Origin of the sequence: Chryseobacterium sp. C-71 (assembly GCF_020911865.1) — a bacterium.
GTDB lineage: Bacteria > Bacteroidota > Bacteroidia > Flavobacteriales > Weeksellaceae > Chryseobacterium.
Genome location: NZ_CP087131.1, coordinates 2,492,399 through 2,512,441 on the forward strand (window position 1 = coordinate 2,492,399; position 20,043 = coordinate 2,512,441).

The 20,043-nt window shown below is 35.3% G+C and carries 22 protein-coding genes and 2 tRNA genes; 14 read left to right on the forward strand and 10 right to left on the reverse strand.

What is annotated here, in order from left to right; all coding sequences use genetic code 11:
• Positions 1-185: 185 nt before the first annotated feature.
• On the reverse strand, positions 186-1,373 hold the full coding sequence (mnmA, locus tag LNP04_RS11445; protein WP_229983102.1) for a tRNA 2-thiouridine(34) synthase MnmA: 1,188 nt from the start codon (positions 1,371-1,373) through the stop codon (positions 186-188).
• A gap of 153 nt (positions 1,374-1,526) precedes the next feature.
• Here mnmA and LNP04_RS11450 point away from each other — a divergent pair, with 153 nt between their 5' ends.
• Positions 1,527-2,054, forward strand: a complete 528-nt coding sequence (locus tag LNP04_RS11450) for a hypothetical protein (protein WP_229983103.1) — start codon at positions 1,527-1,529, stop codon at positions 2,052-2,054.
• Positions 2,055-2,246: 192 nt separating this feature from the next.
• Here LNP04_RS11450 and LNP04_RS11455 read toward each other — a convergent pair whose 3' ends face one another.
• The gene (locus tag LNP04_RS11455; protein WP_229983104.1) at positions 2,247-4,775 is read right to left on the reverse strand and encodes an ATP-dependent Clp protease ATP-binding subunit; all 2,529 of its coding nucleotides are present in this window, start codon (positions 4,773-4,775) and stop codon (positions 2,247-2,249) included.
• Between the two features lie 157 nt (positions 4,776-4,932).
• Here LNP04_RS11455 and LNP04_RS11460 point away from each other — a divergent pair, with 157 nt between their 5' ends.
• The 5 genes from LNP04_RS11460 to LNP04_RS11480 all read left to right on the forward strand — a co-directional run bounded on the left by LNP04_RS11460 (position 4,933) and on the right by LNP04_RS11480 (position 8,789).
• Positions 4,933-5,157 (forward strand): uroporphyrinogen decarboxylase, encoded by a 225-nt coding sequence (locus tag LNP04_RS11460; protein ID WP_229983105.1) that lies wholly within the window; start codon positions 4,933-4,935, stop codon positions 5,155-5,157.
• Complete coding sequence (locus tag LNP04_RS11465) at positions 5,157-6,254, forward strand: glycosyltransferase (RefSeq protein ID WP_229983106.1); 1,098 nt, start codon at positions 5,157-5,159, stop codon at positions 6,252-6,254. Before LNP04_RS11460 ends, LNP04_RS11465 begins: the two co-directional genes overlap by 1 nt.
• 257 nt (positions 6,255-6,511) lie before the next feature.
• Positions 6,512-6,931, forward strand: coding sequence for a SufE family protein (locus LNP04_RS11470; RefSeq protein WP_229986296.1), 420 nt, complete (start codon positions 6,512-6,514; stop codon positions 6,929-6,931).
• A gap of 5 nt (positions 6,932-6,936) precedes the next feature.
• Positions 6,937-7,899 (forward strand): glycosyltransferase family 9 protein, encoded by a 963-nt coding sequence (locus LNP04_RS11475; protein WP_229986297.1) that lies wholly within the window; start codon positions 6,937-6,939, stop codon positions 7,897-7,899.
• A 5-nt stretch (positions 7,900-7,904) separates the two neighbouring features.
• Positions 7,905-8,789, forward strand: a complete 885-nt coding sequence (locus LNP04_RS11480) for a glycosyltransferase (RefSeq protein WP_229983107.1) — start codon at positions 7,905-7,907, stop codon at positions 8,787-8,789.
• An 87-nt stretch (positions 8,790-8,876) separates the two neighbouring features.
• On the opposite strand, the gene LNP04_RS11485 is transcribed toward LNP04_RS11480, so the two are convergent.
• From LNP04_RS11485 to LNP04_RS11495, 3 genes are all read right to left on the reverse strand, one after another.
• Positions 8,877-8,951: transfer RNA gene (locus LNP04_RS11485), tRNA-Val, on the reverse strand.
• A gap of 33 nt (positions 8,952-8,984) precedes the next feature.
• Positions 8,985-9,059 (reverse strand) — tRNA-Val (locus tag LNP04_RS11490).
• Positions 9,060-9,098: 39 nt separating this feature from the next.
• On the reverse strand, positions 9,099-10,343 hold the full coding sequence (locus LNP04_RS11495; RefSeq protein WP_229983108.1) for a folylpolyglutamate synthase/dihydrofolate synthase family protein: 1,245 nt from the start codon (positions 10,341-10,343) through the stop codon (positions 9,099-9,101).
• 108 nt (positions 10,344-10,451) lie between these two features.
• Between LNP04_RS11495 and LNP04_RS11500 the strand changes: the two genes are divergently transcribed.
• The 5 genes from LNP04_RS11500 to LNP04_RS11520 are packed head-to-tail and all read left to right on the forward strand — an operon-like array spanning position 10,452 to position 14,670.
• On the forward strand, positions 10,452-11,792 hold the full coding sequence (locus tag LNP04_RS11500; RefSeq protein ID WP_229983109.1) for a TolC family protein: 1,341 nt from the start codon (positions 10,452-10,454) through the stop codon (positions 11,790-11,792).
• 1 nt (position 11,793) lies between these two features.
• Entirely contained in the window at positions 11,794-12,384 is a 591-nt protein-coding gene (locus tag LNP04_RS11505) for a SprT-like domain-containing protein (protein ID WP_229983110.1), read from the forward strand.
• Positions 12,385-12,386: 2 nt separating this feature from the next.
• The gene (locus tag LNP04_RS11510; RefSeq protein WP_229983111.1) at positions 12,387-13,466 is read left to right on the forward strand and encodes a mannose-1-phosphate guanylyltransferase; all 1,080 of its coding nucleotides are present in this window, start codon (positions 12,387-12,389) and stop codon (positions 13,464-13,466) included.
• A 33-nt stretch (positions 13,467-13,499) separates the two neighbouring features.
• Positions 13,500-14,168, forward strand: a complete 669-nt coding sequence (locus LNP04_RS11515) for a hypothetical protein (RefSeq protein ID WP_229983112.1) — start codon at positions 13,500-13,502, stop codon at positions 14,166-14,168.
• The gene (locus LNP04_RS11520) at positions 14,131-14,670 is read left to right on the forward strand and encodes a GNAT family N-acetyltransferase (protein WP_229983113.1); all 540 of its coding nucleotides are present in this window, start codon (positions 14,131-14,133) and stop codon (positions 14,668-14,670) included. Before LNP04_RS11515 ends, LNP04_RS11520 begins: the two co-directional genes overlap by 38 nt.
• Positions 14,671-14,759: 89 nt before the next feature.
• Here the strand turns inward: LNP04_RS11520 and bcp are convergent, their stop codons facing one another.
• Positions 14,760-15,209, reverse strand: coding sequence for a thioredoxin-dependent thiol peroxidase (gene bcp / locus LNP04_RS11525; protein ID WP_229983114.1), 450 nt, complete (start codon positions 15,207-15,209; stop codon positions 14,760-14,762).
• Positions 15,210-15,242: 33 nt separating this feature from the next.
• Here bcp and nth point away from each other — a divergent pair, with 33 nt between their 5' ends.
• The gene (nth, locus tag LNP04_RS11530; RefSeq protein WP_229983115.1) at positions 15,243-15,863 is read left to right on the forward strand and encodes an endonuclease III; all 621 of its coding nucleotides are present in this window, start codon (positions 15,243-15,245) and stop codon (positions 15,861-15,863) included.
• A 110-nt stretch (positions 15,864-15,973) separates the two neighbouring features.
• Here nth and LNP04_RS11535 read toward each other — a convergent pair whose 3' ends face one another.
• Together LNP04_RS11535 and LNP04_RS11540 are read right to left on the reverse strand one after the other, a co-directional pair.
• Positions 15,974-16,336: a hypothetical protein gene (locus LNP04_RS11535; RefSeq protein WP_229983116.1), complete on the reverse strand. Its 363-nt coding sequence runs from the start codon at positions 16,334-16,336 to the stop codon at positions 15,974-15,976.
• A gap of 115 nt (positions 16,337-16,451) precedes the next feature.
• Positions 16,452-17,048 (reverse strand): Crp/Fnr family transcriptional regulator, encoded by a 597-nt coding sequence (locus tag LNP04_RS11540; RefSeq protein WP_229983117.1) that lies wholly within the window; start codon positions 17,046-17,048, stop codon positions 16,452-16,454.
• Between the two features lie 156 nt (positions 17,049-17,204).
• Between LNP04_RS11540 and LNP04_RS11545 the strand changes: the two genes are divergently transcribed.
• Both LNP04_RS11545 and LNP04_RS11550 read left to right on the forward strand, forming a co-directional pair.
• Positions 17,205-18,185 carry a quinone oxidoreductase gene (locus LNP04_RS11545; RefSeq protein WP_229983118.1) on the forward strand — a complete coding sequence of 327 codons (981 nt, stop codon included), beginning with the start codon at positions 17,205-17,207 and terminating at the stop codon, positions 18,183-18,185.
• Between the two features lie 20 nt (positions 18,186-18,205).
• Positions 18,206-18,943, forward strand: a complete 738-nt coding sequence (locus tag LNP04_RS11550) for an SDR family NAD(P)-dependent oxidoreductase (RefSeq protein WP_229983119.1) — start codon at positions 18,206-18,208, stop codon at positions 18,941-18,943.
• A gap of 94 nt (positions 18,944-19,037) precedes the next feature.
• On the opposite strand, the gene LNP04_RS11555 is transcribed toward LNP04_RS11550, so the two are convergent.
• Positions 19,038-19,487 carry a DinB family protein gene (locus LNP04_RS11555; protein ID WP_229983120.1) on the reverse strand — a complete coding sequence of 150 codons (450 nt, stop codon included), beginning with the start codon at positions 19,485-19,487 and terminating at the stop codon, positions 19,038-19,040.
• The gene (locus LNP04_RS11560; RefSeq protein WP_229983121.1) at positions 19,484-20,041 is read right to left on the reverse strand and encodes a hypothetical protein; all 558 of its coding nucleotides are present in this window, start codon (positions 20,039-20,041) and stop codon (positions 19,484-19,486) included. Before LNP04_RS11560 ends, LNP04_RS11555 begins: the two co-directional genes overlap by 4 nt.
• Positions 20,042-20,043 lie beyond the last annotated feature (2 nt).

Sequence of the window (20,043 nt, forward strand, 5' to 3'; positions counted from 1 at the left end):
AACTAAGTTTTTAACAGGATTTTTGTCATTCCTTAGTAATCTCAACGTGCTAATAACAAGGTAGTTTAGATTCCTAAGGAATGACAAAATGACTGCTGATTTTAGCGATATAATTAAAAACGGACATTCCTTTAATTTAATGATACTCTAAAGAAAAAAGACCTTAAAAAAGGTCTTTTAATATTTTACGAAATAACTCCGCTTCCAATCAATTCATCATCAATATACCACGAAGCAAACTGTCCTTCAGCGATAGCCGATTGAGGGTTTTCAAATTCCATATAAAAGGCATTTTCAAACTGATAAATTGTCGATTTCTGAAGTTCCTGTCTGTAACGGAATCTTCCGAGAACCTCCATTGATTCTCCGTTTTTTAATCTTAGATCTTCTCGAACCCAATGAAGTTCAGAATTATCGATTTTTAAAGCTTTTTTATGTAAACCGGGGAAACTGTGACTTTCACCAACGAAAATGATATTGTTTTCCATGTCTCTGGAAACGATAAAACAACTTTCTTTATGTCCGCCAATTCCTAGGCCTTTGCTTTGTCCGATTGTGAAAAACTGAGCACCTTGGTGCTTTCCGATAACTTTTCCGTCGGCTTTTTTATAATTAATTTTTTTACTTAAAAATTCAAGCTCTTCTTCTTTAGATGAAAATGTTGGAATTTCTTCAGAAAACAATGGTGAATCTTTAAAAATCTCTACAATTTCGCCTTCTTTCGGAACCAACTGTTGTTGTAAAAACTGAGGTAAACTTACTTTTCCGATAAAACACAATCCCTGAGAATCTTTTTTATCAGCCGTTACCAATCCGATTTCTTTTGCAATTTCTCTTACTTCAGGCTTTGTTAGTTCACCAATCGGAAATAAAGCTTTAGACAATTGATCCTGATTCAGCTGGCAAAGAAAATAAGACTGGTCTTTATTGTTGTCTTTTCCTGCCAAAAGATGAAAGATTTCCTTTCCGTTTTCATCAAAAGTAGAATCTACTCTTGCGTAATGTCCGGTTGCCACTTTATCAGCACCCAAAGACATTGCCGTTTTCATAAAAACATCAAATTTCACCTCTCTGTTACACAAAACATCAGGATTCGGAGTTCTTCCTTTCTGATATTCATCAAACATGTAATCAACGATTCTTTCCTTATACAAATCGCTCATGTCAATCACCTGAAACGGAATTCCCAATTTCTGGGCAACCATTAAGGCATCATTGCTGTCCTCAATCCATGGGCATTCGTCTTCCAAAGTTACGGAAGCATCGTTCCAGTTTCTCATAAATAAAGCCACAACTTCGTGACCTTGTTGCTGCAGCAAATACGCTGTAACACTCGAATCTACACCTCCAGAGAGGCCTACTACTACTTTCATGTATTCAATTTTACGAAACTCTTAACGGGAGTTCTTAGTTGAGCAGCAAAATTACGATAATCCTATTCACAAAAAAAATGATAATTTTATGCATTGATAAAAACGATAGAATCATAAATTGTTTTAATTTTCACCAAACAAAAATATTTAAATATGAAAAAACTATTTATTTCTTCATTCATTCTGATTTCAGGATTATCATTTTCTCAGGTTTCTGTAGGAACACCAACAACTGAAACCAATAAGTGGACTTTCGGTGGTGGTTTAGGCGTTGGATTTGGAAGCAATTCTTATTTTAATCTTCAAGTTGCTCCACGAGTAGGGTATCGTCTAACCAATGATTTGGAAGCTGGTTTAATTGGAAGCGTTTCCTGGCAGACTTCAGATTTTTATAAATCGACGATGTTTGGTTTTGGGCCGTTTGTGAATTATTATTTTGCGAGATCTTTTTTTGTGAGTGGTAATTTGCAGCATTTCTTTATCAATTATGAAGATAAATTTTATGATTTTAAAGATAATCAGCAGGAGACCGCTCTTTATTTAGGTGGTGGATATATGCAGCAAATCGGGAATAATTCTTTTATGCAAATCGGTTTGATGTATAATGTTTTGTACAAAGAAAACAGCAGTGTTTTTTCTGGCGGATTGATTCCGAGTGTAGGTTTTGTGGTGGGACTTTAAAATTTACGCAGATAATTGGGGAGAAAACATTTTACTCTCGCAGATTTTACTGATCAATCAGATTTTTAAGTCATTATTCTAAATTTCTGCAACAGCATCCGTGAAAATCTGTGAGATATGTGGGAGAAATAAAAACAAAAAAGCATCGGAAATTTCCCGATGCTTTCATTATTAATTTAAAATTAATTATTATTAAGATTTCTCAATTGCAGACTTTTTAGTCTTCTGAGTTTTTCCTTCTAATCCGTCTTTAGCTTCATTTAAATCTAAAGTTACTGTCTCTCCTTCAGTTAATTGTTTATTCACCAACATTTCTGCCAATAAATCTTCAATATACTTCTGAATAGCTCTCTTCAATGGTCGTGCACCAAAATCTTTGTCCCAACCTTTTTCAGAGATGAAATCTTTGGCTTCTGTAGTTAAATCTACTTTATACCCTAATTTTTCAAGTCTTGAATATAGTTTGCCTAATTCAATATCAATAATTTTAGAAATATCGGTTCTTTCAAGAGAGTTGAAGATAACGATGTCATCAATTCTGTTTAGGAATTCCGGAGCAAATGCTTTTTTAAGAGCGTTTTCAATCGTACTTCTTGTTCTAGAATCTGAGTTGGTTTTCTTAGCATTCGTACCAAATCCTACACCATCACCGAAGTCTTTAATATCTCTGGTTCCGATGTTTGAAGTAAGGATGATAATCGTATTTCTGAAGTCAATTTTTCTACCTAAACTATCAGTAACATGACCTTCATCTAAGATTTGCAACAAGATGTTGAACACATCTGGATGCGCTTTTTCAATCTCATCCAACAGAACTACCGCATAAGGTTTTCTTCTCACTGCTTCAGTTAATTGTCCACCTTCTTCGTATCCAACGTATCCCGGAGGCGCACCAACTAATCTAGAAACCGCAAATTTCTCCATATATTCACTCATATCAATTCTGATCAAAGCTTCATCAGAATCGAAGAGTTCTCTTGCCATTACTTTTGCCAGCTCGGTTTTACCAACACCCGTTGTTCCTAAGAAAATGAATGTTCCAATCGGTCTGTTCGGGTCTTTCAATCCGGCCCTGTTTCTTTGGATTGCTTTCACAACCTTTTTTACAGCGTCTTCCTGTCCTATTACTTTTCCGTTCAGATTATTATCCATTCCGGCCAATTTATCCAGCTCGTTCTTACCAACTTTCGTCACAGGAACACCACTCATCATTGATACTACTTCAGCAACACTTTCTTCAGAAACCGTTTCTTTCTTCTCTTTGACGTCTTTATCCCACTGATCCTGAGCAGAATTTAATTCCATTTGCAAACGCTCTTCTTCATCCTTCAGCTTTCTTGCTTCCAGATAATCCTGAGCTTTTACAGCTTTTTGCTTTAGTTCTTTGATGTCTTCGATTTTCTTTTCAAAATCAATGATTTCAGTAGGAACTTTCATGTTTTTAATATAAACACGAGATCCCGCTTCATCCATCGCATCAATTGCTTTGTCCGGTAAAAATCGGTCTGTAATGTATCTTGATGTCAAATTGACACAAGCAAGAATTGCTTCTTCAGTATACACGACATTGTGATGCTCTTCATATTTATCTTTAATCTGATTCAAGATCTGAATTGTTTCCTCAATATTGGTAGGCTCTACCATTACTTTCTGGAATCTTCTTTCTAAAGCACCATCTTTTTCGATGTACTGACGGTACTCGTCAAGAGTTGTAGCACCAATACATTGAATTTCTCCTCTTGCCAAAGCTGGTTTGAACATATTGGAAGCATCTAAACTTCCTGTAGAACTTCCTGCTCCAACAATTGTGTGCAACTCATCGATGAATAAGATTACATCACGGTTCTTTTCAAGTTCCGTCATGATGGCTTTCATTCTTTCTTCAAACTGACCACGGTATTTTGTTCCGGCAACTAAACTTGCCAAATCAAGCGTGATAACTCTTTTACCAAAAAGAACTCTGGAAACTTTTTTCTGTTGAATTCTTAAAGCCAAACCTTCAGCGATGGCAGATTTACCAACACCAGGCTCACCAATCAACAACGGATTGTTTTTCTTTCTTCTAGATAAAATCTGAGAAACTCTTTCAATTTCTTTCTCACGACCGATTACAGGATCTAATTTCCCGTCTCTAGCCAAAGAAGTCAAGTCTCTTCCAAAGTTATCCAATGTTGGAGTTTTACTTTTTGCAGAGCCTAAATTTCCTGTAGGCTTTCTCATTTGCTCAAATTCTTCTCTGTCGTCGTCGTCATCGTAAGCTGAGTTTTGAGGTGTCTGACCAGAATTTTTCAGCATCGTTTGATATTCTCTTGAAACTCCTTCATAGTCAATGTCGTAAGCTCCCAAAATACTTGAAGTAGGATCCTCATATTTGTATAAAATGCCCAAAAGCAAGTGAACGGTATTGATCTCGTTGCTTTTATATTGTCTGCATTCTAATTCTGCACGTTTAATGGAATGATCTGCCATTTTGGTGAATGAAATATTGGTAACCTCTTCAGAAATAGGATTTAGACTTGCTGTATTTAAAGTTTCAATTTTTCTTCTGATTTGTGTTAAATCGGCGTTGAGCCCTTGAAGGATTTCTTTTGCAGAGTTTTCTGTTTTTATAATACCTAAAAGTAGATGTTCTGTATTAAGAAATTCACTTTTCAGCCGCTTAGCTTCATTTTTGCTTTGTTTGAACACTTGGCTCAAACCTTGTGAAAACTTATAATCCATAATATTGTATCTCAAATTGGAATAACGACAACATTTATCGTTTATTCTATATCTAAATTACAAATATTTTACCAAAAAACAATTAATGACTTTATGGCAGATAAAAGTTTTTTATCTTACTGAAAATGACTAAGTTTGTCCTCCTCAAATTTTTCTCATGAGCTCCGAAATTACAAATTACATCGGCTATGCCGCTTCAGTTTTCATCGTTTTGAGTTTTATACTTAAAGATTTAACCAAAATCAGAATTGTCAATTTGGTAGGATGTATCTGTTTTGTTATCTACGGAATTTTCAGCGGTCTGCTTTGGCCGATTATTATTCCAAATGGAGTTATCTGTTTTGTACAGGTTTATCATTTATTGACAGCAAAGAAGAAATAATGGCTCGAAAAAAAGTATTGACTTCCGCATTCAGCAACCTTTACACCGACCAGAGAATCGAAAAAGTCTGCAGAACATTGCATCAAAACGGCTATGATGTTGAATTAATCGGTAACAATTGGGGTGGAGAAGAACAAATGTCTCGTCCATATCCTTTTTCAAGAATAAATCTTATTTCTAAAACTTTAAAAACTGCTTATTTTGAATTTAATTGGAAGCTTTATAAAGAATTGAAGAAAAAAGCTGACGAAAATACCATTCTTCACGCAAATGATTTGGATGCTTTACTGCCAAATTATCTCTTATCTAAAAAATTAAATATTCCCTTAATCTTTGACAGTCACGAAATTTTCTCGGAAATGCCTGCTGTTCAGGGTAAAATGTCTCAAAAAATATGGCGCTATCTGCAAAATAAAATTGTTCCGAATCTAAAATTCATGATTACCGCAAGCGGAAGTTATGCACAATGGTTTCATCATAAATACGGAATCAAACCTGTTGTCGTTCAAAATGCTCCTAGAAAAATTGATTTTAAAATAGAAATTCCAGAAAATAATCCGAAGATTCTTCTGTATCAGGGCGCAATTAATCCTTTTCGTGGAATTGATAAAGCAATCTTGGCAATGCATCATCTTGAAAATGTTGTTTTTAAAATTGCCGGCGATGGTCCGAAGAAAAAAGAATATGAGGATTTAGTTATCAAAGAAAACCTTCAGAATAAAGTTAAGTTTTTAGGAAAATTGCTTCCGGAAGATTTAAGAAAAATTACTTTAAACGTCGACGTAGGAATGAGCATTGAAGAAAACGGAGGCGAGAGTTACGAATTTTCTCTTCCTAATAAAGTTTTAGACTGCATTCAGGCAAGAGTTCCTCTAATTTTATCTCCGCTTCCTGAAATGGTAAATATCAAAAATCAATTTGATGTAGGCGAAATTATAGAAAATCATCAACCAGAAAATATTGCTAGAGCTGTAAGTTTAATTTTAAATAAAGGGCGAAAAAACTATCAACCTGAGTTGGAAAACGCTTCCGAAATTCTGTGTTGGGAAAATGAAGAGGTGAAATTGTTGGACGTTTTTGAAACAGCTTCCCTTTGATTTTTGTTATTTCTTTTTTTTCTTAAAAATTATTTCAACGAAGTTTGTCATCCCGGAGGGATCTAGGCGAAATATAAGAAAATAGAATGGAGAGATTCGTGTCCAGATCCATACGGGATGACAAACCTTATGTTTTTCTAAATATTTAAAACAAAAAATAAAATCTTTTAAAGATTATTACAAATCGCTTTTCATATTAAATCTGTTTTAAATTATCTTTTTTAAATTGGTTATCTTTGCCAAAAGAAAGTATAGAAATGACCATAAAAGAAAATCAGCAGGAAATAATCGACGAATTTGCTTTTCTTGAAGACTGGGAGCAGAAATATGAGTATATCATTGATCTGGGTAAAGAACTTAAAGGTCTTCCGGAGGACAAGAAAACTGATGACAATCTGATTAAAGGTTGCCAAAGTAAAGTCTGGATTGATGCTGAATACAAAGATGGAAAACTATTTTTCAATGCAGATTCTGACGGAATTCTGCCAAAAGGAATCGTTTCTTTGCTGGTAAGCATTTACAGCGGCCATTCTACACAGGAAATTCTGGATTCTGATTTTGAATTTATTTCTGAAATCGGATTGCAGGAATTTTTATCCCCTTCCAGAGCCAACGGACTAATGGCAATGACCAAACAGATCAAATTTTATGCAGTTGCATATCAACTGAAATCTTAGTTGTGATTAGAATTTTAGCATATCGTTTTTCCGCTTTTGGAGATGTAGCCATGACAGTTCCTGTTTTTCGGGAATTTCTGGAGCAAAATCCGGAGGTGGAAATTGTAATGGTTTCTCGAAGCAATTTTAAGGCTTTATATGCTGGTATTCCGAATGTTATCTTCAAAGGAATCGATCTTGATGATTACAAAGGTTTTTTAGGACTTCGAAGATTGTCTAAAGAATTATTGAAGGAGTTTCGTCCGGATTATATTACAGATTTGCATGATGTAATACGCACAAAGATTTTAGATAAAATTTATGCGCGAAAAGGGTTGAAAGTCTTCAAAATCAATAAAGGAAAAGAAGAGAAAGAAGAACTTACAGATGTTTGGAATTTAAACAAAAAACAACTCAAATCTACAGTAGAACGGTACGCTGATGTTTTTCGGGATATGGGATTTACAGTAGAACTTTCGCATCAATTAAGGCCAATTTCTGATAAAAAATCTGGAATTGGTTTTGCGCCTTTTGCCCAACATAAAGGTAAAATGTTGCCGCTGGAAAAATCTTTCGAACTCATAAAAATTTTAGCAGAAAAGCATACCATTTACTTTTTCGGTGGTGGAAAAAAAGAAATAGAAACTCTTGAAAGCTGGGTGAAACAAATTCCAAACACTCAAAGTTTAGCCGGAAAACTTAATCTCTCTGAAGAACTGAATAGAATTTCTCAACTTGAAGTAATGATTTCGATGGATTCAGCTAATATGCATTTAGCGAGTATTGTAGGAACTCGTTGCGTTTCTATTTGGGGATCCACGCATCCTTATGCGGGGTTTTTAGGTTTCGGCCAAAGTGAGGATGATGTTGTCCAAATTAATGATCTCACTTGCAGACCCTGTTCTGTTTTTGGTGATAAGGAATGCTATCGTGGAGATTGGGCTTGCCTGGAGGAAATACACGTACAGCAAATCATTGATAAAATTTAATTTGAATGAAGCTTTCTGTATGTATTCCGGTCTATAATTTTGATGTTCGGGAACTTGTTTTCGACCTGAAAAAAGAAATTGAAGAGAATCGTATAGATGCAGAAATTATTTTAATTGATGATGCTTCTGATGAAAATTTCAAAACAATTAATAGAGAACTTCAAAACGAAGTAAAGAACTTTATCTTACTCGAAAAAAATATCGGAAGATCGAAAATACGTAATCTTTTTTTACAATATGCTGAAGGTGATTATTTGCTTTTTTTAGATTGTGATGCTAAAATTGAAAACAGGGATTTTCTATCTAATTATTTAAATGAAATTAATCAGGATAATCGAGTAGAGGTTATTTATGGCAACTTCAAAATTTCCCCACTGTACTCACAAAGTTTGCGAAATAAATATTCAGTTGAAAGAGAAATTTTTCCAGGAAATAATTCGACAGATTTTGCGGTTTTCAAAACGGTCAATTTTGTCATTAAGAAAGAGGTTTTTAGAAAGTTTCCATTTCATGAAGAGTTGATTCATTACGGATATGAAGATTACGTTTTTGCTAAAAAGATGGAACTTGGGAATGTGAAATTTTCTGCAATTAATAATCCGGTCATTCATATTGATGAAACCGCCAATGATGTTTTTTTAGATAAAACGAAAACCGCAATAGATTCATTGTATCAACTTTCTCAAAATTCTGAAAACCTCATCTACATAAAAGATATTAAAGTGTTTTTCATAGCTCAAAAGCTGAAAAAAAAGAATTTAGGCACCTTGTTTCTATTCTTTTATAGTATCTTGGAAAAGAATTTAATTAAAAATCTTCTTTCGAATAAACCAAATTTAAGAAGTCTTGATTTTTTTAAGCTAGGATTACTTCTACGAAAGATGAGGTAGTATTTTTCAATAATTTGTAAAAAAATCCTGCAACTCCCATGAATAGGCATAAAATAAAAAACTCTCAGAATAATCTGAGAGTTTTTGTGGGCCCTGAGGGATTCGAACCCCCGACCCTCTGGGTGTAAACCAGATGCTCTGAACCAACTGAGCTAAGAGCCCTGAATTTTTTTGAAAGGTTTCAGTAAACCTTTGTGGGCCCTGAGGGATTCGAACCCCCGACCCTCTGGGTGTAAACCAGATGCTCTGAACCAACTGAGCTAAGAGCCCTAGACGATTTCTCGTTTTGAGTGGTGCAAATATACATACTTATTTTATATCAGTCAAGTTTTTTTCTAAAAATTCTCCGACTACAAAGTTGCTTCCGCCAATAAAAATCAAATCTTCTGGTGTAGCTTGTTGTTTTGCAGAAAGATAGGCTTCTTGCACAGAATCAAAAATTTTATAAATTATTTTTGCTTGAAGTAATAAATCTTCATATTCTTTGGGGTTGCGACCTCTATTTATCGACGGTTTTGCAAAATAGAACTCAGAATTTTCGGGAAGTATCGTCATGACATCATCAATTTTCTTGTCATTCACGAAACCTAAAACGATATGTTTGTGTTTCGGGATGGAATTTAATTGTGAAAAAACATATTCCAATCCCGCTTGGTTGTGTCCCGTGTCACAAATCGTCAAAGGATTTTGTGAAAATTCAAACCAGCGGCCGATGAATCCAGTGTTCTGATGGACATTTAGCAATCCCTTTTCTAGATTTTCGTCATAAATTTTTACATCTAATTTTCTAAGCTCTTCAACTAAGGCTAAAACAACCCGAATGTTCTTTTCCTGGTATTTTCCCTTTAAATCTGATTTTAAATTTGTTTTTAATAGAGTAGCGTCAATGAAAATCGTGTTTTCTTTTTCAGCTTTAACTTTAATAATATTTTTAACTACTTCATTATCATCACCAAAAATCACCGGAACATCTGTCTTAATAATTCCTGCTTTTTCAAAAGCAATTTCTTCAATGGTATTTCCTAAAATATTCTGATGATCAAGCTGAACATTGGTGATTGCAGAAACTAATGGTTTAATGATATTCGTAGAATCTAATCTTCCTCCCAAACCAACTTCAATGATAGCAAAATCAACTTTCTTTTGATGAAAATATTCGAACGCCATAATCGTTGTAAATTCAAAAAAAGAGGGCAGAATATCTTCCGGTAAGGTTTTCAGCCTTTGAATAAATTGAAAAACAAATTCTTTATCACAGTTTTCACCATTTATTTTAATTCTTTCGGTGAAATCAATCAGATGAGGCGAATTGTACAAACCAATTTTATAACCCGATTCCTGAAGAACAGATGCCAGCATATTGCTGGTAGAACCCTTTCCGTTGGTACCACCAATGTGAATGCATTCAATCTTCTCCTGCGGATTACCAAAAAAATCGCAGAGTTTTGTAATATTATCAAGTCCTGGTTTGTAAGCTTTTTCACCATCTATCTGATAATTTGGAGCTTGAACGAAAAGCCACTCAACGGCTTCCTGATATTCTTCGTTTGTCATGATGCAAAATTCCCAAAACTTTCATTAAAATGAAACAAGAATTTTTTAAAATTGTAACTTTTTTCAATTCTCTTCGTCTAATCGGTAAAAAGCAATAAATATCTACGTATGAAAAAAGTTTTGATGATTATTTTAGGATTATCTGGTCTGGGTCTGAGCGCTCAGAAAAAGTGGTCTTTGAGAGAATGTGTAGATTACGCAGTAGAGCATAATCTTCAGGTCATTCAAAATCAATATTCGAAACAAATTCAGGATGTCAATCTGAAAATTGCTCAGAATAATTATCTTCCGTCGGTTTCTGCCAATGTAGGAAACAATGTAAGTTTCGGCCAGGCTTCTTTAGGGACGGGAAGTATCAGAAACGACAGGTTTAGTAACAATGCAAACATTTCGGCAGATATTTTACTTTACAATAACGGAAGACTTGAAAAAACAGTCAGAAAAACCCAGTTTGATGTAGAAGCAAGTCAGTACGATATTGAAACCATAAAAAATGACATTTCTCTTCAGATTGCTCAACAATATTTGACCACTTTATTGAATAAAGAAATCGTGAAGATTTCTCAAAGTGCGACTGAAAACGCCAAAAAGCAATTCGACAGAGCAAAAATAACCACAGATGTCGGTACAACAGCTCAAACAATTGTTGCAGAAGCAGAAGCGGCTTGGGCAAGAGAAAAGCAAAACCTGAAAACTGCCGAAATCAATGTTGGCAGAAGTTTGTTTGCGTTGGCTCAGCTTTTACAATTGCAGGATTACAAAGATTTTGATGTTGAAAACGTAGAAATTGGTGAGCAATTGAGCCCGCAATTGATTTCTGTTGATGATGTTTTAAATACAGCTTACGAAAGCCAGCCCCAAATAAAAGCTGCTGAAAGCAGAATTAAATCTGCCTTGGCTCAGACTGAAGTTACCCGTACTGCTTTTTGGCCAACGGTGACTGCAAGTATCGGAGTTGGAAGTTTTTATAATAATTTATTGAATACCAATAATGTTGGTAGTGAATTATTTTATATTAATGAAAGAACATTTTTCCAGCAATACAAAGACAATTTTGGTCAGCAGGGTGGAGTTTCGATAAACATTCCGATTTTTAATAAAGGAATTACCAAGCTTCAGGTAGAGCAGTCTAAAATCAATGAAAGTATTGCTAAAAATTCTTTAGACCAACAAAAGCAAACGGTAAAACAAAACGTGCAAAAGGCGCAATTTGATGTTGATGCCAATTATGAAGTGTATTTAGCATCCGTTGAAGCAGAAAAAAGTACCAAACTGGCAATGGAATTTGCAGATAAAAGCTATGCGGCAGGTCGTACAACAATTTATGATTTAAATGTTGCCAGAAACAATTACGCAAACGCTCAGGGTTCTGTGGAGCAGGCAAAATATAATTATCTTTTCAGTCTTAAATTATTGAATTTCTATGCAGGAATTCCATTAAGTTTGTAAAATGTCTATTCAGTCTTTAGAAAAATATTTACCTCAAAACACTCTAAATCATTTAAGGAATTGGTTTTCTGATCATTCTATTCACATTAAAATTACAAGAAACCGAAATTCTAAGCTTGGAGATTACAGGAAACTTCGGGATCTTTCTCATGAGATAACGATCAATTCGACATTACAACCACAGCTTTTTTTCTTTGTGCTGACTCACGAGTTGGCGCATTTAATTGCCTTCGAAAAATTTGGAAGAAGAATTTCTCCTCACGGAAATGAATGGAAACATACTTTCAGAATCATGCTTTTGGAAAGTCTGGAAGTATATGAGGATGATTTAAAACCGATTATACTTAAATTTTCTAAATCGCCAAAAGCCAATTTCATGGCAAGCCCGGATTTGGTGAAGTATTTTCATATTGAAAATCTGGATGATGATGAAATTTATATAGAGCAACTTATGAAAGGTGAAAACTTCATTTATCGGGATCAAAAGTATTTATTGGAAGGTCTGATTAAAAAAAACTATCTTTGTCTTAATCTGGCTACAGGAAGGAAGTACTCTTTCAAACCTTTGGCGAGAGTGAAAAAATGTAGTTAAATATGTCAAAATCAGATAAATACTGTGTGATTATGGCGGGAGGAATCGGTAGCAGATTCTGGCCTCTGAGCACACAGAAATTCCCAAAACAATTTCAGGATATTTTAGGAACGGGTCGTACCATGATTCAGCAGACTTATGACAGAATCAGTAAGGTGATTCCTAATGATAATATATTTGTCATTACCAATAAAGAATATGTACACCTTTCTCATCAGCAATTGCCTGAGATTCCTGCAGAAAATGTTGTTGGTGAACCTTTGATGAAAAATACTGCCGCCTGTAATCTTTACATGGCCAACAAAATCGCAGAGGTTAATCCTGATGCGACGATGATAGTGCTTCCTGCAGATCATCTAATCTTAAAAGAAGAAACGTTTTTAGAAAAGGTAGAGTTGGCATTTAACATTGCTTCCACACACGATTATTTGGTGACTTTGGGTATTACGCCTACAAGACCAGATACAGGGTATGGCTATATTCAGTTTGTTGAGAAGAAAGATTCTGATTACTATAAAGTTAAAACTTTCACAGAAAAGCCAATGCTTGAACTCGCTAAAAGCTTTCTGGAAAGTGGTGATTTCCTTTGGAATGCTGGTATTTTTATTTGGAATGTAAATTCAATCCATAAAGCATTTGAAATGTTTCTTCCGGAAATGACTCAACAGTTTACTGCATGCGAATATAATGCTGAAGCTGAGGAAAGCTGTATTGAGCTCATTTATCCGAAGATTCAGAAAATATCTATCGATAACGGGATTTTAGAAAAAGCAAAAAACGTATATGTAATTCCTGCAGATTTGGGCTGGAGCGACCTCGGGACCTGGACTTCAGTTTTTGAAAACAGCGAAAGAGACGAAAACGATAATGCAGTGAACATCAAAACGGCCCTTACTTACGATTCTACAGGCAATATTCTACATGTTAAAAATAATAAAGCGGTCGTCATAGACGGATTGAAGGATTTTATCGTTGTAGATACAGACAAAGTTTTATTGATTTGCCCGAGAGAACATGATCAGCAGATTAAAGACTATGTTTTAGATTTAAAAAGCCTTAAAAAAGGCGAAAAATATATGTAAAGCAATGGCACAGTTTCTGCCGCAATCTCAATTATGGTAAGATATCACAACCGCATTTTTATTTCTCTGTTTCTATTTTTAGGAATCACAGCATTTTCTCAGACTAAGAAAAAGTTTTCCAGTGTGGAAGGGGTTTTAGCTAGAATTATTCCTAACGAAAAGCTTGATTTTTGGGCATTGGTTTACAATAGTTATGGTAAAAACACAGAGGTTAGAACTTCTGGAACAAAGAAAGATTATGTGCCGCAGTTTTCAGGTTTCAATTTGAGCCCGGCAGAAGATAGTTTTTATTACATCGTCTACTCGACCTCTGGAAAGGTGAATTATATCACAGATATTAAAGATTTAAAAGGTTTCATAGGAAAGATTGACAATGCTGAAGAGGCTGCTTTGGCCGCTGTTTTGGACGGTTATATGATCGACGAGCAATTTGTAGATGTTGCTGCCAATCATTATGAAGATAAAGAGAATTATTATTTGGATTTAGGAAAGGTAACCTCGAAAGAATGTCCTTATCAGAAAAACCATTTTACATTGACAGTAAATAAATCGACTGGTACAGTTTCAAATGTAAAAGACAACGGAACCTATATTGAACTTTACAAAAAAAATTGCACCAATAATCCTCGACTTTTAAAAATCGAAAAGAAAGAAGAACCGAAAGATGAGCCAAAGAAAAAGCCTGTCAAAAAACGAAAATAAAGTTTACGAAACGGAAAGATTAATCATTCGTCCGATGTCTTTGGAAGATGCAGATCTTATTTTGGAGCTTTATAATATGCCGAATTTTATTAAGTTTATCGGTGACCGAAACATCAATTCTCTTGCTGATGCTGAAAATTATATAAAAGCTAAATTTCTTCCGCAGTTTGAAAAAGTGGGATTTGGGAATTATTTAATCGAATTAAAAGATGGAAATATCAAAATCGGTGGAGTAGGAATCTTTGTAAGAGAAGGTTTAGATATCGTTGATATTGGCTTTTCTGTTTTGGAAAAATTTGAAGGCAAAGGCTATATGTTTGAGGCTGCTCAAAAAGTAAAATCCATCGGAATGGACGATTTTGGCTTAACGAAAATTTCGGCGATTACTGCAAAAGACAATTTCTCTTCTCAAAAATTAATTGAAAGACTAGGATTAAAATTTCAGAAGTACGTCACACTTCCCAATGAAGATGAAGAGTTAATGTATTATGAAACGGAATAACTAAACACGAACAACACAAATATTTTCACGAATAAACGCTATGATGCTTGTGTAATTTGTGAAAATATTTGCGCAATTTGTGTTTGAAATTATTCCTCTAAAATCTGCTCAGCCGCAGTCTTCGAAGTCACCTTCTCAATCACTCGTGTGCAGATTCCTTTTTCATCAAAAATAAAAGTGGTTCTTACAATTCCCATATAGGTTTTTCCGAACGTCTTCTTTTCCTGCCAAACCCCGAATTTCTCAATGATATCACGGTTTTCATCCGCAATCAGATCATAAGGAAACGCAAATTTATTATGAAAATTCTTTTGCTTTTTAACCGAATCTCCACTGATTCCCAATAATTGAAATCCTGCTTTTTCCAACTGAGAATAATTATCGCTGAGGTTACACGCTTCTACCGTACACGTCGGAGTATTGGCTTGCGGATAAAAGAAAATAACCAATTTCTTTCCCATTAATTTTTCCGAATTTACGGCTTGTCCATCTTGATTGATTCCTTCAAAATTGGGTAATTTATCTCCTACTTTCAGCATAATGATTTATTTTTGTTCAAATTTAATGATTAAATGACAAAAAAGCAGAGAGCGGCGCTCGTTCAGTCAGAATTAGAGAAATTATATCCGCAAGTTCCTATTCCTTTAGACCACACCGATCCTTACACTTTGATGGTCGCAGTTGCTCTTTCTGCTCAAACAACCGATAAAAAAGTCAATCAGGTTACTCCCGAACTTTTTGCTGTTGCGGGAACACCGCAAAGAATGGCGAAATTGGAAGAGTATCAAATTAAAGAACTCATTAAAGAAATCGGACTTTCCAATACGAAAGCTAAAAACCTGAAAAGAATGGCTGAACTTCTTTTGGAAAGACACAACGGAATAGTGCCACAAACTTACGAAGAATTAGAGGCTCTTCCCGGAGTGGGTCACAAAACTGCTTCTGTAGTCATGAGCCAAGGTTTCGGGTTTCCTGCTTTTCCCGTCGATACACACATTCACAGATTAATGACGCAATGGAAGTTGACTTCCGGAAAAAACGTTGTAGAAACCGAGAAAGATGCTAAAAATCTTTGGAAAGAAGAAGTTTGGAATACGCTCCATCTTCAGATTATTTTCTACGGAAGAGAGTATTCTCCGGCAAGAGGAAAGGGTGAGAAAGATTTCATTACAAAAATGATGTTCGACAAATAAAAAATTGCCATCCTCAAAATCCCCCTCCATTGGAGGGGTGGCGAAAATTCAGAAAATTTTTGACGGGGTGGTTTAAGAAGCAATAATTTTAAAACGTTGTAATAAAATTTTTAGCTTCCTAAAAACAAATACAAAGATTTTATTTTTCCGCCATCTGTGATTGCTATATCTCCGCCTTTAGCAATCGTCTGTTGACCCGGAACACCCAATTGCCAAACGATATGCTGAATGTTGTGATTCGATTTCGGAGCCTCGGTTAAGACAAATTCAAAATCTGAAGGCCAGTCTTGCTGTATTTTTTGAATAAGTTTGTCAATCGCTGCAAATCCTACAAAAGCTTCACTTTCATTGCTTTCGAAAAATGAAATATCGGGAGTGTAGATTTTTTCCATCAGCTCAAGTCTTTCGGCTGAATTGCGGTTGTTCCAGATTAATAATAAGCTGTCCTGTAAAAGTGTTGATGATGTGTTCATTGTAATTATTTTTTGATTAATTTATAAGAACAAAATTATCAATTGCATCCTTGACAAACCCTTGACATTTATCAAATAAATCAATTGACCTTTATCAAGAGTAGTCGTTTTCAATTTACTTTTTCAGATTATTTTTTCGGATTCTGCTCAGCGTTTCAGGAGAAATTCCGAGATAGGAAGCGATGAGACTTTGAGGAAAACGGTTCAGAAATTCCGGGTAGGATTTGATCAGTTGATCGTAACGCTCATCTGCACTTTGGCTTATCGAAGAATGAATTCGATTTTGAGTGGCTACGGTTCCTTTTTGATCTATATTCTTCACCATCAGATCTATCGCAGGTATTTCGGCGATGAGTTTTTGCATTCCGCTATGGTCAATCATCAGGACTTCAGAATCTTCCAGTACTTCGATGTTGTAACGTGAAGGTGTCAAATAATTATAACTTTCATAATCTCCAAGCCACCAGTTTTCTATAGCAAACCGAATAGTGTGTTCGTGGCCTTTTTCGTTAACCGAATACATTCGTCCGGATCCTTTTATCAGGAAGCACATATATTTACAAACCTCGCCTTCCTGCAGCAAGTATTGCTTTTTGCGCAGATGTTTTGTCTTGAAGGCAGATTGCAAAAGTTCTTTTTCGTCCGCATTCAAAATCAATGAAGATTTGGATTCTACATACTTAAAAAACGTTTCGAAGGAAATTGTTGCCAAGAGAAATATCAATTAAAATTAGAAAGTAAAAATACAAAATCTCTCGAAGGGATTGACAAATGTCAAGATCAATTTACTGCATTTGTCAATGCACACGTTTTCGCACTTCCGCAACTTTGTCCTGTTAAAAAAGTATAACTAAAAATTTTAGAAAAGATGATACATCAAGAAAGCGGCGTGATCCAGATCAAAAAACAAGGTTCGCCATCCGTATTAGAATTTGTAAGTACAATAATAGCGGAACCAGCAGCCAATCAGGTGGTTCTTCGTCAGGAAGCCATCGCATTGAATTTTGTCGATATAATGTTTCGCAATGGGACTTTTCCACTTAATAATTTTCCGGCTACAATTGGCGTAGAAGCAGCGGGCGTGATTGAGCAAGTAGGAAAAAATGTTACAGACTTTGCAGTCGGCGATCGGGTTGGTTATTTCTTTTCTTTAGGAGCTTATGCTGAAAGAAGATTGATCAACGCATCCGACTTGATCAGATTGCCGGATAATGTGTCATTCGACGAAGCAGCATCGATGATGGCGAAAGGTTTGACGGCAAGAATGCTCATCAAGCAAGCTTATTCTGTTAAAAAAGGAGATATTGTTCTGGTTCACGCAGCGGCAGGCGGCGTGGGCTCGCTCGTAAGCAAATGGGCAAAAGCACTGGGAGCAACGGTTATCGGAACTGTCGGAAGTGCGGGTAAGAAAAATTACGCCTTAAGCCACGGAATAGATCACGTTGTGGTTCTTGATTCTGAAGATCTGGTAAAAGAAGTAAATCATCTTACAGAAAACAAAGGGGTGGATGTTGTATTCGACGGTGTTGGAAAAGCGACTTTCAGCCAGTCTCTCACGCTTCTCAAAAACGGCGGAACAATGGTGCTTTTTGGTTCATCTTCGGGAGAACCTGCTATTGATAAATCGTTTTTAGACAAAAATAATATCAATCTCATCCGTCCTTCAGTTGGTAATTATCTTAATGATGCCGAAAGTATAAAACTGGCTTCCGAAGATATGTTCGACGCATTTGAAAAAGGAATTTTTGGAACCATCAATCCTACAATTTATAACCTGAGGGACGCTTCAAAAGCACATCAGGATTTGGAATCCGGAATCACTAAAGGTTCTGTCATTTTTCATATTTAAATCTATAAAAATCTAAAATAATGTCTAAATTAAAAAACAAAACAGCCTTCGTAACTGGTGGGAGCCGTGGTATTGGCGCAGGAATCGTAAGACAGCTTGCCGCTGAAGGTGCAAATGTGATTTTCACATATGTGAATTCTGAAGAAAAAGCACAGGCACTTGTAGAAGAAGTAAAATTATTGGGTGTAAAAGCAAAAGCTGTAAAGGCAGATACCGGAGGTAAGGACTCAATAGATTTTGCCATCAAAGAAGCCTCTGAATGGGGAATTGACATTCTGGTCAACAGTGCTGGATTATTTGTGACCGGGGAAATTGACAAAGAGAATGATCTTCAAAAGCTACAGCAGCAATGGGAAGTCAACGTTCACGGAGTTGTTCATACGGTACGTAACATTTTACCTTTTATGAAAAATGGCGGAAGAATTATTTCCATCGGCTCGACAGGTGCAAGCCGTTCCCCTTATCCGGGGATCGGAGATTATGCCGCAACAAAAGCTGCTCTTGCAGCCTACACACGTAGCTGGGCAAGAGATCTGGGCAGTAGAAATATTACTGTAAATATTATTCAGCCAGGTCTCATTAATACTGATATGAATCCGGCTGACGGAGCTTTCAGCTCGCAAATGTTACAATCTGTAGCTTTGGGGCATTACGGAGAACCAAAAGATATCGGAATGGCTGTTGCGTTTCTGGCAAGTGATGAAGCTCGTTACATTACCGGCGTGACGTTGAATGTGGATGGTGGACAGACTACCTAAATTGAAATGTAATCACAATATAAATCCGAGGAACTTTCTTCGGATTTTTTTGGATTAAATTTCCGTAAAAATCAGATTTGAAAATTATTGATGACTATTGAAAATCCAACAATCTTCTGTGATAATTGATCTGCCCCAAATGATAACTCAAATGTCCAAACAAGTGAATCAGAAAATATTCTGTTGTCATTGTATATCCTAATGGTTCAATAGGATAATTTTTCGCCAAATCTTCTTTAGAAAGTTGATCAAGTGCTGAAATAACTACGTTTAAAGTTTCCTCAACTTGTTTTATCAGTTCAGTTCTCGATATATTTTTTAATGAAAATTCCTCTTCACGATTTCTTACATATCCTGAATTTCCTAAGATTGCTCCGAAAAAATGATTAAGATTTCCAACCAAATGAAGGCAAAGATTTCCTCCGGAATTTAAAATGTTTTTATCAATTTTCCAAATTGCTTTTTCGTTTTGGTAAGATTCAATTTCTGTTTTTAATTTATTTAAATCTCTTGTGTAAAGTGATTGTAAAGATTCTGCTATCATTTTGCTGATTTAATTTTAGTTCTGAAATAACCCTTGAATTTTTTGTCAATATGATTTTCGACGGTTGCGTGATAATAAATAGCTCCGTAAATACTATCATTTTTGCTAAACCGATCATTATTTAGCACCAATTTTTGAAGAATAGGTTTTGCAGACAAAAACTTATCCTCACCTTTTAATGTTTTTGGATCAACGTCTTTAACGAAAAACTGACCGTCAAAAATTTTGATTAGGACGCCATTTCCAAAATACTTATTGCTGTTATTTAGCGAAATATTAAGTGTGTCATTTTCAATGGTAGCATTCGCTTTATAATTGTCAAATTTCGTTGCTAAATTATATCCACTAACAGTCTGAACGATATATGCAGTTCTGGTTTTGCTTTCGACAACTTCGCTTCTAAATAATTTTAATTCAGAAAACTTTGCAAGAAGTTTAATAGTATCGTTATTAATGATATTGTTATCAACAATAAATTTGTCGTAAGAGTTCTTTTCATCAGTTTTACAGCTGATTATCATTGTTAAAGCAAGTAAGATTAAACTGTTTTTCATTA